11 protein-coding genes are annotated in these 15,582 nt (G+C 67.0%); 8 read left to right on the plus strand and 3 right to left on the minus strand.

From position 1 onward, the window contains the following. Positions 1 to 100 precede the first annotated feature (100 nt). From WKB25_RS15215 to WKB25_RS15225, 3 genes are read left to right on the plus strand one after another with little or no spacing between them, the layout of a single operon-like run. Positions 101 to 1,570 (plus strand): DUF3375 domain-containing protein, encoded by a 1,470-nt coding sequence (locus WKB25_RS15215; protein WP_099821647.1) that lies wholly within the window; start codon positions 101 to 103, stop codon positions 1,568 to 1,570. Then, complete coding sequence (locus WKB25_RS15220; RefSeq protein ID WP_108264912.1) at positions 1,557 to 2,258, plus strand: DUF4194 domain-containing protein; 702 nt, start codon at positions 1,557 to 1,559, stop codon at positions 2,256 to 2,258. Before WKB25_RS15215 ends, WKB25_RS15220 begins: the two co-directional genes overlap by 14 nt. 16 nt (positions 2,259 to 2,274) lie before the next feature. After that, positions 2,275 to 5,655 (plus strand): ATP-binding protein, encoded by a 3,381-nt coding sequence (locus WKB25_RS15225; RefSeq protein ID WP_340571588.1) that lies wholly within the window; start codon positions 2,275 to 2,277, stop codon positions 5,653 to 5,655. A 156-nt stretch (positions 5,656 to 5,811) separates the two neighbouring features. Here WKB25_RS15225 and WKB25_RS15230 read toward each other — a convergent pair whose 3' ends face one another. After that, positions 5,812 to 6,591 carry a TSUP family transporter gene (locus tag WKB25_RS15230; protein WP_099821649.1) on the minus strand — a complete coding sequence of 260 codons (780 nt, stop codon included), beginning with the start codon at positions 6,589 to 6,591 and terminating at the stop codon, positions 5,812 to 5,814. A gap of 72 nt (positions 6,592 to 6,663) precedes the next feature. Here WKB25_RS15230 and WKB25_RS15235 point away from each other — a divergent pair, with 72 nt between their 5' ends. Next, positions 6,664 to 7,056: a YchJ family metal-binding protein gene (locus WKB25_RS15235; RefSeq protein ID WP_340571590.1), complete on the plus strand. Its 393-nt coding sequence runs from the start codon at positions 6,664 to 6,666 to the stop codon at positions 7,054 to 7,056. Here the strand turns inward: WKB25_RS15235 and WKB25_RS15240 are convergent. After that, positions 7,038 to 8,339 (minus strand): GGDEF domain-containing protein, encoded by a 1,302-nt coding sequence (locus WKB25_RS15240; RefSeq protein ID WP_340571592.1) that lies wholly within the window; start codon positions 8,337 to 8,339, stop codon positions 7,038 to 7,040. The two genes, WKB25_RS15235 and WKB25_RS15240, sit on opposite strands and share 19 nt — an antisense overlap. Positions 8,340 to 8,482: 143 nt before the next feature. Here WKB25_RS15240 and egtB point away from each other — a divergent pair, with 143 nt between their 5' ends. The 4 genes from egtB (at position 8,483) to WKB25_RS15260 (ending at position 13,809) form a co-directional block, all read left to right on the plus strand. Then, positions 8,483 to 9,754 carry an ergothioneine biosynthesis protein EgtB gene (gene egtB, locus WKB25_RS15245; RefSeq protein ID WP_340571595.1) on the plus strand — a complete coding sequence of 424 codons (1,272 nt, stop codon included), beginning with the start codon at positions 8,483 to 8,485 and terminating at the stop codon, positions 9,752 to 9,754. Beyond that, complete coding sequence (gene egtD / locus WKB25_RS15250) at positions 9,751 to 10,728, plus strand: L-histidine N(alpha)-methyltransferase (RefSeq protein WP_340571597.1); 978 nt, start codon at positions 9,751 to 9,753, stop codon at positions 10,726 to 10,728. The genes egtB and egtD overlap by 4 nt, the downstream gene beginning before the upstream one ends. A 137-nt stretch (positions 10,729 to 10,865) precedes the next feature. Further along, positions 10,866 to 13,001 carry a lytic murein transglycosylase gene (locus WKB25_RS15255; protein ID WP_340571603.1) on the plus strand — a complete coding sequence of 712 codons (2,136 nt, stop codon included), beginning with the start codon at positions 10,866 to 10,868 and terminating at the stop codon, positions 12,999 to 13,001. Positions 13,002 to 13,032: 31 nt separating this feature from the next. Next, positions 13,033 to 13,809: a GYF domain-containing protein gene (locus WKB25_RS15260; RefSeq protein ID WP_340571599.1), complete on the plus strand. Its 777-nt coding sequence runs from the start codon at positions 13,033 to 13,035 to the stop codon at positions 13,807 to 13,809. Positions 13,810 to 13,814: 5 nt separating this feature from the next. On the opposite strand, the gene WKB25_RS15265 is transcribed toward WKB25_RS15260, so the two are convergent. Further along, the gene (locus WKB25_RS15265; RefSeq protein ID WP_340571601.1) at positions 13,815 to 15,002 is read right to left on the minus strand and encodes a benzoate/H(+) symporter BenE family transporter; all 1,188 of its coding nucleotides are present in this window, start codon (positions 15,000 to 15,002) and stop codon (positions 13,815 to 13,817) included. Positions 15,003 to 15,582 lie beyond the last annotated feature (580 nt).

Here is a 15,582-nt window from a genome sequence, read left to right on the forward strand (position 1 = left end):
CCTCCCGGTGGCGGCCCCGCGTGGCCGCCGCTTTCGCCGTGCCTGCGCCGCGCCTGCGCGCGCGCGCTGGCCGCCGCGCCCTTCGGACCAATCTCGCTGCATGAAGCACCGCGAACGCATCACCCGTTACCGCCACCTGCGCGAACAGCCGCAATGGAAGCTGCTCGCCGCCGACCACGCACCGGAAATCATCGGCCTGCTGCAGGGCCTGCTGATGGACGGCGATCGCACGTTGCCTGCATCGGTCCTCAACGAGCGCCTGCAGCGCGCGCTGGACCAGCTCAACGGTGACGAGCTGTCGCGCGAGCTGCCGCGGACCGCGCAGGCCTACGTCGCCCATTGGTTGGCGCAGGGCTGGCTGGAACGCCGGCTGCCCGAAGGCGCCGACCAGGAGCAGTACGAGCTATCGACCCAGGCGCTGCAGGCGATCCGCTTCGCCGACAGCATGGAGCAGGCCCGCGTGGCTGCCACCGAGAGCCGTCTGGCCCTGGTGATCGAACAGCTGTCGCAGCTGGCCGCGCAGACCGAGGCCGATCCGGACGCACGCCTGTCCGCACTGCGCGACGAGCGTGACCGCATCGATGCCGAGATCGCCCGTGTCGGTGCCGGTCGTGTGACCGCGCTGGATGGCAAGCGCGCGCTGGAACGTACGCGGCAGATCATCGGCCTGGCCGACGAACTGACCGAAGACTTCCGCCGCGTGCGCGACGACTTCGAACAGCTCAACCGTGATTTCCGCGAACGCATCATCGATGACGAGGGTGAGCGCGGCGACGTGCTGTCCAAGCTCTTTGAAGGCGTTGACGTGATCGGCGAGAGCGACGCGGGCCGTAGTTTTCAGGCCTTCTGGCGCCTGCTCAACGACGCCGAACAGAGCGCCCAGCTCGATGCTGCGCTGGAGACGCTGCTGGCCCGTGGCTTCGCCCGGCGGCTGGACCGCAACGAGCGCAACTTCCTGCGCGGCTTCACCAGCACCATGCTCGAGCGTGGTGGCCAGGTGCATGACGTGCTGCAGAACTTCGCGCGCAGCCTGCGCGGCTTCGTGCAGAGCCGTGGCTACCTTGAACAGCGCCGCCTCAACCAGCTGTTGAAACAGGCGCAATCCGAAGCACTGGCGTTGCGCGATGACTTCCCGGCGCAGCGCGCCATCGGCCGCGACCTGCAGCTGACCACCAGCCGCCTGCGCTCGTGGTCGCAGTGGAAGCTGCACGACCCGCGCAGCGCCCAGGTCGATGGCAACGTCGAATACAACGATGCGGCCAGCATCAGCCTGGAAAGCGTGGGCGACCTGGTGGCGTCGTCGGAAATCGATTTCCGTACCCTGCGCCGCGACCTGCACGACCTGCTCGATGCGCAGCCGAAACTCAGCATCGCCCAGGCCCTGTCGCAGCGCGAAGCACCGCAGGGGCTGGGCAGTGTCATCGGCTACCTCTCGCTGGGCACGCGCTTTGGCAGCGTGATCGCCGGCGAACAGGAGCTCGCCGAATGGCGTGGTGGCGACGGGCAGATCCGTCGCGCCCGCATCCCGCTGGTTTGGTTTACCCAGGAGAGACGCCATGAGCTGGCATGAAGACCCCATCGACGCACCGCATGCCGACCTGGCCGAAGACGCTTACCAGGCCGAGCCGGTGACGACCGTGGCACAGCCGCGGCGCGGCAACGATGTCTACTACATGGGCGATACCGGCCGCCTGCCGCTGGATGCGCGCCGCGCGCTGTGCCAGCTGCTGATCGGCCCCAGCATCGACCAGCTGCGTCACGCCAAGCTGTGGCCGGCACTGATCCGCAGCGAAGCCGGCATCCGTTCGGCGCTGTCGGACCTGTTCCTGGAACTGGTGCTCGACCGTGACAGTGGCGTGGCGTTCACCCGCCAGGCCGACACCGAAGACGTCGATGCGCCGGTACTGCTGCGCACCTCGCCGTTGACCTTCATCGATTCGGTGCTGCTGCTGTACCTGCGCCAGCAGCTGGGCGAAGCCGATGCACGTGGCAATCGTGCCGTGGTCGCCGATGCTGAAATGGCCGAGGCGCTGGCCATCTACGAGAAGAACCTGTCCACCGACCGCGCCGGCTTCAACCGCCGTGTCGCCTCGGCGGTGCAGAAGATGAAGGACAACCACATCCTGACCCGCCTCGGCGGCCAGGAAGACCGCCACGAAGTCTCGCCGGCGTTGAAGCTGCTGTTCTCCGCCGAAGACGTATCCCAGCTGTCGGCGGTTTACCGCCAGCTGCGCGAAACCCCGGCCGCTGAAGCCTGAGAGACCCGAGCACCGCATGGCCATTTCCAAGCACACTCCCGCCCTGTTCAACGACGGCCTGCCGGACCCGCGCCTGCAGCAGTTCCGCATGCGCCGCCTGCAGGTGCACAACTGGGGCACGTTCAACGGCCTGACCGAAGTGCCGATCGCCGAGCGCGGCTTCCTGTTCGTCGGCCGCTCCGGCTCGGGCAAGTCGACCCTGCTCGATGCCATGTCCGCACTGCTGACGCCACCGGCCATCGTCGACTTCAACGCTGCTGCGCGAGAAGCCGAACGCAGCGGCCGCGACCGCAACCTGGTGTCCTACGTGCGCGGCGCGTGGGCCGACCAGCAGGACAGTGGCACCGGTGAAATCGCCACCCAGTACCTGCGCAAGGGCGCGACCTGGACCGCGCTGGTGCTGGAGTACCGCGCCGGTGATGGCCGCGTGGTCAGCCTGGTACGCCTGCTCTGGATCGCCGGCAGCAGCACCTCTGCCGGTGACGTGCGCAAGCACTACATGATCGCCGAGCGCCCGTTCGACATCGCCAAGGATCTGGGCGGCTTCGACCTGGATCTGCGCAAGCTCAAGCAGAAGCTGGCCGACGTCCATCACTTCGACACGTTCTCCGGCTACGCCGAACGCTTCCGCCACCTGCTCGGCATCGACAACGAGATGGCGCTGCGCCTGCTGCACAAGACGCAGTCGGCGAAGAACCTGGGTGACCTGAACGTCTTCCTGCGCGACTTCATGCTCGACACGCCGAAGACCTTCGACGCTGCCGAACGACTGGTCAGCGACTTCGCCGAACTCGATGGCGCGCACCAGGCCGTGGTCACTGCGCGGCGCCAGGTCGAAACCCTGCAGCCGGCGCGCGAACATTACCGCGACCTGCAGGCGATGAGCCGCCGTCGCGGCGACGACGAAGCGCTCAAGCTCGGTATCGACAGCTTCCGCGAAAGTCGCCGCCAGTTGCTGATCGAAGCGCGTCTGCGCGAGATGGACACGCGGGATCGTGGCCTGCTGGGTGAAGAGGCGCAGCGTCGCGCGGCGCTGGACAACCACACCGAACGCCTGGCCGAGCTGGAACTGCAGCGCCGCCAGCAGGGTGGTGAGCGCATCGAGGAACTGGAACGCGAGCAGGGCCGCGCCGAAGCCGAACGTGATCGCCGCCTGGCCAAGCAGGCGCAGGCTCGTGACGCCGCACAGAAGCTGCAGACGGCGTTGCCCGAGGATGCACATGGCTTCGCCGAACTGGTCGAACAGGCACAGTCCGAACTGGAAGACCGCCAGCGCGCTTCGAGCGCTCTGGACGACGCCATCAGCGAACGGCTCGGCGGCAAGCGCGACGACGAGCGGCGCTTCTCCGAAGTGCGTGGCGAACTGGAGGCGATGCAGCGCACGCCCTCCAGCATCCCTGCGCCGATGCAGAAGCTGCGCGCTCGCCTGGCCGAAGAAACCGGTATCTCCGAAGCGGCCTTGCCGTTCGTCGGCGAACTGATCCAGGTCCGCTCGGAAGAGCAGAGCTGGCAGGGCGCGATCGAGCGTGTGCTCGGTGGTTTCGCGCAATCGCTGCTGGTCGACGACAAGCACTACAACGACGTCGCCGAATGGGTGAACCGCACTCACCTGGGCATGCGTTTCACCTACTACCGCGTGCGCCGCAATGACGAGGCGTTCGCTCGCGAGCCCTCCGCCAAGTCGCTGCTGCACAAGCTGGAACTGCGCGACCACGTGTTCGAAAGCTGGCTGCGCCGCGAACTGGGCAAGCGCTTCGACTACGAATGCGTGGACGCCAAGCAGCTGCGCAACGTCGACCGCGGCATCACCCGCGAAGGCCAGGTCAAGCATCCGGGCGACCGCTTCGAGAAGGACGACCGCAGTGCGGTGAACGATCGCCGCCGCTGGCTGCTGGGCTTCAGCAACCGCGACAAGCTCGCCGTCTTCGAGAAGGAAGCCCAGGAGCTGGCCGCCCGTATCGCCAGCTGCGATACCGATATCGCGCGCCTGCGCAGCCAGCGTGACCGCGACAACGAACGTCGCCTGGCCTGCCACCAGCTGGTCGGCATCAGCTGGAATGAAATCGACGTCGCCGCGCCGCAACAGCGCCTGGCCGACATCGAGGCCAGCCTGCACGCCCTGCGCGAAGGCAATGCCGACCTGGCCAGGATCGCCCAGCAGATCGACGCCACCCGCGCCGATATCGAGCAGGCACGACGCACCTATGAAGACACCCGCGTCGAGCGCGGCCAGCTGGTGCGCGAACGCGACCGCCTGGACCGGGCCCGCCAGCAGAGCCGTGCACTGGTATTGCCGGCACTGGCCGAAGACCAGGAAGCCGGTCTGGCCGAGCGCCTGCAGGAGCAGGGCCCGCTCAGCCTGGAAACGCTGGAAGCGCACATGCGCCAGGTCAGCAACGCGCTGAACGAGCAGCTGTCGTCATCGCAGCAAGAAGTCAACCGCGTCGAGAACCTGCTGCTGGGTTGCTTCCGTCGCTTCATCCAGCAGTGGCCGGAGGAATCGGGCGACTTCACCGTGTCGGTGGCCTCGGCCGAGGATTTCCTCGCCCGCCTCGAACGTCTTGAACGCGATGGCCTGCCGCAGCACGAAGAACGCTTCTTCGACCTGCTGCAGAACCAGAGCAAGAACAACCTGCTGGCGTTGCAGCGGCACAGTGCCGAGGCCCGCAAGTCGATCGGCCAGCGCCTGGACGAAGTCAACGCCAGCCTGGAGCAGGTGCCCTTCAACCGTGGCACCCTGCTGACCATCGAGCTGAACGACCGGCGCCTGCCGGAAGTGCAGGAGTTCCACCAGCAGCTGCGCGAGGTGCTGTCGCAGCAGCAGACCGAGCAGCGCGACGTCGCCGAAACGCAGTTCACCGTCCTGCGCCAGCTGGTCAACCGCCTGGGCTCGCAGGAAGGCGAAGACAAGCGTTGGCGCGAGATTGTGCTGGACGTGCGCCTGCACGTGGAGTTCATCGGCGTGGAGCTGGACGTGGAAACGCGCCAGCAGGTCGAGATCTACCGCAGTGGCGCCGGCAAGTCGGGTGGCCAGCGGCAGAAGCTGGCCACCACCTGCCTGGCGGCGGCCCTGCGCTACCAGCTCGGCGGTGCCGACAGCCAGTTGCCCAGTTATGCCGCGGTCGTGCTCGACGAAGCCTTCGACAAGGCCGACAACGAGTTCACCGCGCTGGCGATGAACATCTTCGACAACTTCGGTTTCCAGATGGTGGTCGCCACCCCGCTGAAATCGGTGATGACGCTGGAGCCGTTCATCGGTGGCGCCTGCTTCGTCGAGATCAGCGGCCGCCACGATTCGGGCGTCCTGCTCATCGAGTACGACGAAGAAGGCAAGCGCCTGAAGCTGCCGGAGCGCAGCCGCCAGCAGGCCGACGAACCGGAAGAAGCCGAGGCCTGACCGTCTCGGCCTGCGGTAGCGCCGGGCCATGCCCGGCGGCGCTTGCGGCCGGAATCATCATGTGCACCTGTAGAGCCGAGCCATGCTCGGCTGCTCTCCGCGACCGGAAACCGCGTGCCAACCAAGGTTGGCACCTACCAGGGTCATGACGCTCATTCACGAACTTCGGAACGTATCCCACGCCATCCGCGCGATCAGCACCACCACAAGGCCCACGAACAGCTTGCGGATGAACGGCGTGCCGCCCTTCAGCGCCAACCGCGTGCCCACCACCGACCCGATGATGTTGGCCGCTGCCATCGGCAGCGCGAACAGCCACAGGATGTTGCCGGTCGGGACGAAGAACGAGATCGCCGCCACGTTCGTCGCCAAGTTCACCACCTTCGACGCTGCCGACGCACGCAGGAAGTCCAGCCCGAAGAAGCGCACGAACAGGAAGATCAGGAAGCTGCCGGTGCCGGGCCCGAAGAAGCCATCGTAGAATCCGATCGCCGCACCGATCGCCAGCGCGATCACCAGCTCGCGGCGGCCGATCTCCTGCGGCCGGTGCAATGCGCCGAAGTCTTTCTTCCACAACGTGTAGGCCAGCATCGCCACCAGCAGCACCAGCACCAGTGGCCGCACCGCATCCTTGGGCAACAGGCTGACCGCCGTAGCGCCAAGGAAGGAGAACACGAAGGCCGTACCGGCGGCGAACAACACCGGCTTCCACGGGAAGCGCACGTTGCGTGCATAGCGCCACGCCGCAGCGCCGGTACCGAACATCGAGCTGAACTTGTTGGTGCCGAACAGCATCGCCGGCGTCTGTTGCGGCAGCACCGTGAACAGGCCCGGCAACTGCACCAGTCCGCCGCCACCCACGGCCGCATCAACCAGGCCGGCAATGAAGGCGATCGCCACCAGCCACCACAACTCAGGAGGAATCATTTCCAGCACGGCGATCGATCGAAGTGAGGGCGCGACAGCATACGCCTGTCACATTGCCCCCGCCCACGCGACAATACCCGCATGAGCCGAACCGCCCCCGATCCCTGTCCCTGTGGCCTGGCCGCCGACTACGCCGCCTGCTGCGGTCGCTTCCATGCCGGTGACGCCGCGCCCGATGCCGAGCGTCTGATGCGCTCGCGTTACAGCGCCTATGTGCGCCATCTGCCGGACTATCTGCGTGCCACCTGGCATCCGGACACCCGTCCCGCAGAACTGTCGCTCGATGATGCCCCGGGCCAGCGCACCCAATGGCTGGGCCTGACCGTGCAGGATCACCAGGTTACCGGCACCGACAGCTCCGAGGTCCGCTTCACCGCCCGCTACCGCGTCGGTGGCGGCAGCGCGGTGAAAATGACCGAGCACAGCCGCTTCCTGCGGATCGAAGGTCGCTGGTACTACCTCGACGCCGTCTGAACCTGGCTGCTGCGCACGGCCAGCACACGCTGGCCGCCATGCGCGCATACACGGTTGCGGCCTTCCTCCTTGGCCGCATACAGCGCCTGGTCCGCCGCTTTGACCACCCCGGCAGGGCGCGGATCGACCCGACTGTCGGCCAGGCCGATGCTGACGGTCACCTGCACCACAGCACCGCCACCGCCGCGCCCGCGCTGCTGCTGGCCGAGCGTATCGTCACGGCTGCGGGTGGTGCGGTCGCGCAGCTGCATCCGGCTCTGCTCGATGCCCTGCCGCAGCGCCTCCACCGCGTCCACGCAGGCCGATGCCGGTCGGTCGAGGAAAACCACGGCGAATTCTTCGCCGCCATAACGGAACGCGCGGCCGCCATCGCCCACCCGCGACAACCGGGAGGCCACCAGTTTCAGCACGTCATCGCCGGTGTCGTGGCCGTGGGCGTCGTTGAACTTCTTGAAATGATCCACGTCGATCATCGCGATGCTGTAGGTGCCGGTGGCGCGCTTGAGCGTCTCGTTGAACGCACGGCGGCCGGGCAGCCCGGTCAGCTCATCGCCGAATGCCATGTGGAAGGACTCCTGCAGGGTCGCGGCCAGCATCAGCAGCAGCGCCGCCACGCTCAGCGCCGGCAGCAGCACCGGCTGCAGGAAGATCCGCGGCAGCATCCACCACAGGCACAGCAGGGCCAGCAGCATTGCCGTATGCAGCGGCCGGGGCTGGCGCCACGCCTGCCATCCCAGCGCAGCGGTGGCCAGCAGGAACAGCATGGCAGGCAGCTGCGCCAACGCGTTCCAGTCGCTTGGTATCCAGGGGAAGTGCCGGTTCGAGAGCAGGTCGTGCATGCCTTGTGGCTGCTGTGCGGCCAACAGGATGAAAACCGCCACGGCAACACCGCTGATCGTGGCCCTCAGCAGCAGGTCCTGGCGGCGGCGCCCGCGTTCGGGCCACAACGCATGGATGGCGAACAACAACGGCAGCCAGGTCGAGATCGCGTGGAAGCGCAGTGGGGTCAGCGCCGTTACTTGCCCATCGCGCAGGTAATGCCCCAGATCCTGGTGCAGCAGCGCGAAGGCCAGTGCCACCAGCAGCAGCAGGCACAGCGTGCGCACTTGGTTGTACAGCAGCGCCAGTCCTGCACCCAGGCAGGCCAGCAACCACGGCAGGATGCGCTGCCCAGCGCGGCCGACATCATCGCTTTCCAGGCTCGCCCACAGCGCCAGTGCGACCAGCACGGCGGGCAGCACGAACAGATAGTGCACAGGCTGTCGGAGCGGATGATGGGCCACACGGAATTCCAGCGCGGTCACGACGCGGCCGCAGCACTGCCGTTAGCGGCGCAACGGTGCTCTTCTTGAAGGCGCGCCTGGTGTGAACATCTTGGCACCGGGCCATGACATCGCGCTCACCGGCCCCGGTCGAAGCTGGCAGCATGGACAGCGTACCCGCCGCCGTCGCTGCCCCGCAGCATGACCTCGCCCGCCACTTCACCCATGTGCGGGGGCGCAGCGTGCAGCTGGCCGCACCCCTCAGCCCGGAAGACGCCCTGCTGCAGAGCATGGCCGACGCCAGCCCGGCCAAGTGGCACCTGGCCCACACCACCTGGTTCTTCGAACGCTTCGTGCTGGCCAGCCAGCCCGGCTACACACCCTGGGATCCGGCCTGGGACTACCTGTTCAACAGTTACTACAAGAGTCTCGGCCCCGCCCACGCACGGCCACAGCGCGGTCTGCTGTCGCGACCCTCGCTGCAGCAGGTGCACGCCTACCGCCGGCACGTGGATGCGCAGGTGCTGGCACAACTGCGCGACGGCGACCTGGGCAGCGATGCCCTGCAGCACCTGCAGCTGGGGCTGCACCACGAACAGCAGCACCAGGAGCTGCTGCTCACCGACATCAAGCACGCCTTCTGGTGCAATCCGCTGCAGCCGCCGTATCGCGATGACCTGCCCGTCGCCGTCAGCGCCGGCACCGCGCAGGGCTGGGTCGAACAGGGCGAACGCATTGTCAGCATCGGTGCGTCCGCCTGGCCGCAGCACGCGGCCTTCGCCTATGACAATGAATCGCCCCTGCATCGAGTGCTGCTTCCTGCGCATGCCATCGCCGAACGCCCCCTCAGCAACGCCGAGTACCGTGCCTTCATCGACGCGGGGGGTTACCGCGATCCACGCTGGTGGCTGAGCGAAGGCTGGGCGCTGCGCGAGGCCGAGCAGTGGCAGCATCCGCTGTACTGGGATGACGACCTGCTGCGCGAGTTCACCCTGGGTGGCTGGCGCGAGCTCGATCCACACGCACCGGTCTGTCATCTCAGCTACTACGAAGCCGATGCCTGCGCGCGCTGGGCTGGCGCCCGCCTGCCCACCGAATTCGAATGGGAAGCGGCCGCCGCCACGCGGCCGGTCGAAGGCCACTTCGCCGATGACGACCAGCTGCATCCGCAGGCAGGGCAGGGCAGAGGCATCCGCCAGCTGTTCGGCGATGTCTGGGAATGGACCAGCAGCGCCTATGGCGCTTACCCCGGCTTCCGTCCCTTCGCCGGCAACCTCGGCGAGTACAACGGCAAATTCATGTGTGGCCAGTGGGTACTGCGCGGTGGCAGCTGTGCCACGCCGCGCGGCCATGTACGCGCCAGCTATCGCAACTTCTTCATGCCACCGGCGCGTTGGCAGTTCTCAGGCATGCGCCTGGCAAGGGATCTTTCATGAGCACCGTCCAGGACGCGCTGCAGGCGCTGACCGACCTTACCCCCGGCCGCCAGCAGATCCTTGCCGACGCCGTGGCAGGTCTGTCGCACGCCTCACGCCAGCTGCCTTCCAAGTACTTCTACGACGCGCGCGGCTCGCGCTTGTTCGAGCAGATCACCCACACCCGCGAGTACTACCCCACACGCACCGAGCTGGCCCTGCTGGATCGTGTGCTGCCGCAGATCGCGCAGGCGGTGGGGCCGCGCGTGCATGTGGTCGAACTGGGCAGCGGCAGCGGCCGCAAGACCGCCCGCCTGCTGGCCGCTCTGCAGGATCCGGTGGCCTATACCCCCATCGAGATCTCGCGCGCGGCGCTGTTGTCCAGCATCGACCACCTGGCACCGGCGCTGCCGGAGGTGGAAATGCTGCCTGTGTGTGCCGACTTCACCCGGCCGGTGCAGGTTCCCTTGCCGGACCGGCCTGCCGCGCGCCGGCTGCTGTTCTTCCCGGGCTCCACGCTGGGCAACTTCGCTGATGAGGACGCGATCGCGCTGCTGCGCGCGATGCGGCAGACGATGGGCAATGACGGCCTGGCGCTGGTCGGTATCGACCTGCACAAGGATCCTGCCCTGATCGAGGCCGCCTACAACGATGCCGACGGCATCACCGCCGCCTTCACCCTGAACCTGCTGGCGCGTCTCAACCGGGAGGTCGGCAGCGATTTCGATCTCGACGGCTTCCGTCACCAGGCCCGTTACAGCACTGCGCGCCTGCGCATCGAAACCGACCTGGTCAGCCAGCGTGAGCAGGACGTCCATCTCGACGGCCGCACCTTCCACTTCAGCGCGGGCGAACCGATCCGCGTGGAGTACAGCCACAAGTACACCGACGCCAGCTTCGGCCTCCTGCTGCAGCAGGCAGGGTTGGAGGTCGCGGCATCCTGGAACGCGGACGATCCCGCCTATGGCCTGCGCCTCCTGCGCCCCTCACCCTAGGCAGAGGTAGTGCCGGCCGCTGGGCGGCAATCTCGACCAACCTTGCTCTCCCTCCGCGTTACCATGGCTCCAGCACCGGCAACACGGAGGACGCCATGCCCATTCTGACCACGCTCGGCCTGGCCGCCGCCCTTGCCATGCCAGCGGCGGCCCCGCCGACAGCAGCGGCAACCGTTGACCCTGCGTTCGCCCGCTGCATGGCGGGCCTGCAGGCTACTGCCGCCAGCCAAGGCATTGCCGCTGACCGTTTCACGGCCATCACCGCCGGACTGCAGCCCGATCCCAGCGTGCTGCCGCTGCTCGACGCGCAGCCGGAGTTCACCACACCGATCTGGGACTACCTGGCCGCGCTGGTCGATCGCCAGCGCGTGGATGACGGCCGCGCCATGCTGCAGCAGCATCGAGATCTGCTTCAGCGCGTATCGGCGCAGTACGGCGTCGATCCAGTCACCATCGTCGCCGTATGGGGTGTGGAGAGCGACTACGGGCGCGTGTTCGGCAAGCGCCCGCTGCTGCAGTCGCTGGCCACGCTGTCCTGTGCTGGCCGTCGGCAACCTTTCTTCCGCGGCGAACTGCTGGCGCTGGTCAAGCTCATCGACAAGGGTGACCTGCAGGCGCAGGGCCTGACCGGTTCCTGGGCCGGCGCCTTCGGCCACACCCAGTTCATGCCCAGCACCTACGCACGCATTGCCGTTGATGGCGATGGCGATGGCCGCCGCGATCTGGTCGGCAGCATTCCCGATGCATTGGCTTCCACCGCCAACTATCTGAAGCGTGCCGGCTGGCGAACCGGCGAACCCTGGGGCATGGAAGTCCGCGTCCCCGCCGGCTTCAACGCCAGCCAGGCCGGCCGCACCCAGCGCCGGGCACTGGCCGACTGGCGCGCATTGGGCGTGACCGGCTTGGACGGCAGCGCGCTGGCGCCGGCCGGCCTGCCTGCCGATGCACGCGCCGCGCTGTTGCTGCCGGCCGGCAACAAAGGTCCGGCGCTGCTGGTGTTCCGCAACTACGACGCCATCTACAGCTACAACGCGGCCGAGAGCTATGCCCTGGCCATCGCCACCCTGGCCGACCGTCTGCGTGGCGGCAACGGCTTGGTCACCGCTTGGCCAACCGATGATCCCGGACTTGGCCGCGACGAGCGCCGCCAGCTGCAGACCCTGTTGCTGGCGCGCGGCCATGACATCGGCGCCGCCGATGGCATGATCGGTACCGCCAGCCGTCGTGCCATCCAGGTCGAGCAGCGCCGGCTCGGTTGGGCCGACGCCGATGGTCGTGCCGGCCAGCGCATCCTGCGCACGCTGCAGAGCGGACCGCAGGTGAAGGTTCCGGCCACACCCACCCGCTTCAGCCTTCCTGCCAACTACAGTGCCGTGCAGTCGCCGGCCATCCGGAGTCGATCCAGCGTGCAACAGATAAAGGGCGTCAGCAGCGGCCAGTTCCAGGGACTTGATGCCTGGCTGGTGGAAACCCCGCAGGCCAGCGCCGCCATCAGTGTGTTCGGCGGTCAACTGCTCTCCTTCGTGCCCAAGGGCCAACCCGATGTGATGTGGCTCTCGCCCAAGCGTGCGGCACTGCCCACGCCCATCCGTGGCGGCAGCCCGGTGTGCTGGCCGTACTTCGGCCGCCAGGGGCAGGGCGATGACGTGCCGGCCCATGGCTTCGTGCGCACCTTGCCCTGGGAACTGCAGCAGGCGCGCCGCCTCGACGATGGCAGCATCGAACTGACCCTGGCCCCGCCTGCGTTGGACAACCTCGGCCTGCGTCTGACCATGACCGTCCGTATCGGTCGTGAACTGCGCCAGCAGCTGGTTACCGAGAACACCGGCAAGGCCCCGGCCACCATCACCCAGGCGCTGCACAACTACTTCCGTGTCGGTGACGCCAGCAAGGTCGACGTCGACGGCGTCGATGGCCTGGACTACCTCGACAAGTTCGAGAACTACGCCCAGTCTCGCCGGCAGCAGGGCCCCTGGTCGCTGCGTGATCCGCGTGATCCGGGCCGCAGCGACCGCATCTACACCCAGGCCGGCGGGCACTATGCACTGCGCGATCCGGTGCTCAAGCGCCGCATCGACCTTCGCACCGAAGGCAGCCGCTCGCTGGTGGCATGGAACCCTGGCGCCGACGCTGCCGCGAAGATGGCCGATGTCGGTGACGGCTGGCGCGACTACGTCTGCCTGGAAGCCGCCAACGCCGGGCCCGATGTGATCACCGTCGCTCCCGGCAGTCGCCACACGCTGGTGCAGACGCTATCCAGCGCGTCCCTGTAAACCGCGCAACGCCCACACAGGAAGACCTTCAATGCAGGAAGCACAGTGGTACTACGCCCGTAACGGCAAGAGTGAAGGTCCAGTGGACCTGGCTGGCCTGCAGAGGCTGCAGCAGGACGGCGTCATCACCGGCCACACCCTGCTCTGGTGCGAGGGCATGGCTGACTGGCAGCCGCTGCAGTCGACTGCCACGCCAGCGTCGGGTGCCGACGGCGTCGCCGATGGCCCGGCAGCACCGCCTGCCAGTGAGGCCGCCGTCGCCGCAGCGTCCAGCCATGACCCTTACCGTGCACCGGCCGCGGCGGCAACGCCCGATGTCATTCCACTGGGCGCCGGACTGCCTGGCCCGTTGGGTCTGTATGCAGCCATTGTCGGCGGCAACTTCCCGATCTATCGCAAGCGTTGGCGCCTGGACCAGGGCACCGCGAACGCAGCGGGCACCTGGCACTGGCCGGGGTTCCTGTTTGGCGTGATCTGGATGATGTACCGGAAGATGTACCGCATGGCCGCCATCTGGGTCGGCGTGCTGGTGGCATCCAGCGTGATCGAGGCCTTCCTCGAAGTGCCGGATGCCCTGTCGCTGGTGATCAACCTGGGCCTGAGCGTTACCGTGGGTGTCTTCGCCAACAGCTGGTACCTGCAGCATTGCCAGCGGGAGATCGCACGCGCCCAGTCGCTCAATATGGACAATGACGTTGCGGTGCGCAGCGTGCTGGCAGCACGTGGCGATACCAGCGTGATTGGTGCTGTGATCGCCATCGCCGTGTCCGTCACCCTGGGCATCGTCGGGGCCGTGTTGACCGGCTGATCCCTTCAGCTGGTCTGCCGCGGCCGCAGCACCCACAGGCAGAGCGTCCCGGCGACCAGGCCCCAGAACGCAGAACCGATACCGGCCAGTGTCATCCCCGAGGCGGTCACCAGGAAGGTGACCAGCGCGGCCTCGCGGTCGCGCTCCACTGCCAATGCACTGGCCAGGCTGTTGCCGATGGTGCCGAACAGGGCGATACCGGCCACGCAGGCCACCAGTTCCTTGGGGAAGGCAGCGAACAGGGCCGCTACGGTGGCCCCGAACAGGCCGATGACGATATAGAAGGCACCGGCCGCCATCGCTGCCGTGTAGCGCCGTGCTGGATCCTCGTGGGCATCACGGCCCATGCAGATCGCCGCGGTGATGGCCGCCAGGTTCAATGCGTAGGCACCGAAGGGCGCCAGCAGCGTGTTGACCACGCCGATCCAGCCGATCACCGGCGACACCGGTGCGTCATAGCCGGAGGCGCGCATCACTGCCACACCGGGGATGTTCTGCGAGGCCATGGTGACCACGAACAGGGGCAGGGCGATGCCGACCATCGCCGTCCACGACAGCGAAGGAGTGACCCATTGCGGTACAGCCAGTTGCAGGTGCACCTGTTGTGCGTGCAGTAGACCCTGGCTGGCGGCGATGGTGATGCCGACCAGCAGGGTGGCGATCACCGCATAACGGGGGAACAGGCGGCGTCCCAGCAGCCAGGTAGCGAACATGGCCAACGCCAGCACGCGCTGGGTGTTCATTGCCACGAACACGTCCAGGCCGAAGCGCAGCAGCACACCGGCCAGCATGCCAGCGGCCAAGGCCATGGGCACGCGTTTCATCAACCGGGCGAACACCCCGGAGAAGCCCGCGAGCATGCCCAGCACCGCCGCCAGCAGGAACGCACCGGTGGCTTCGGATAGAGACGCGCCACCGGCACCGACGACCAGCATCGCCGCGCCCGGCGTCGACCATGCGGTGACCACCGGCACGCGGTAGCGCAGCGACAGGCCGATGCAGGTCACGCCCATGCCCAGCCCAAGGGCCCACATCCACGAGGCGATGTGCGCCTGGTCGGCACCGACCGCCTGGGCCGCCTGGAACACGATCACCGCCGAACTGGCGAAGCCGACCAGCACGGTGATGAAGCCGGCGACGATCGCCGGCATCGAAAGATCCCGCCACCATCCCTGTCGTTTCTTCGTGTCCATGCTCTTCTCTTCGCTATGCATCGATGTATTGATAGCGCCTGCGGCGTTGACCGCGCAACGCGCGGGCAACGCCGCGGCGATGTATCAGCAGCAGCCATGCAGGGTGCAGGCGCTGTTCTGTCATCTTCCTGAAAAAAAGAGTTGACGAATTCTGCAGGATCTCTAGAATTCGCTCCCTTGCTGCAGCACGGCGACTTCTTCGGAAGCCACCAACGCGAACAGCGACGCCACCACCGCCGGACGAGATGATCGAACGAAGGTGTTGACGGACTTGAAAAGTCCGGCATAATAGGCGGCTCGCAACGGCGAAAGGCCCTCGGGTCCAACGACGAAGCAGCATCGGCAACAACGTCCACTCCGGTGAGACAGCCTTGAAAAAAGGTGTTGACGAAGCGGAAAAGCCGGCTATAATGGGCGGCTCGCTACGAAGGAAACTTCGCAGCACACGGGAACGGCGCTGAGGCCACTTCCCCGGATCTTTGAAAGTATGCGCAGGTATCTTGTGAAGGCGCCTGCAGGAAGGATGATTGTCCATCTTGCAGACGTTTGATCAAGCAACTATTAATTGTTTTAAAGCAAG

Origin of the sequence: Stenotrophomonas sp. G106K1, assembly GCF_037969685.1 — a bacterium.
In the GTDB taxonomy this organism is placed as follows: Bacteria; Pseudomonadota; Gammaproteobacteria; order Xanthomonadales; family Xanthomonadaceae; genus Stenotrophomonas; species Stenotrophomonas lactitubi.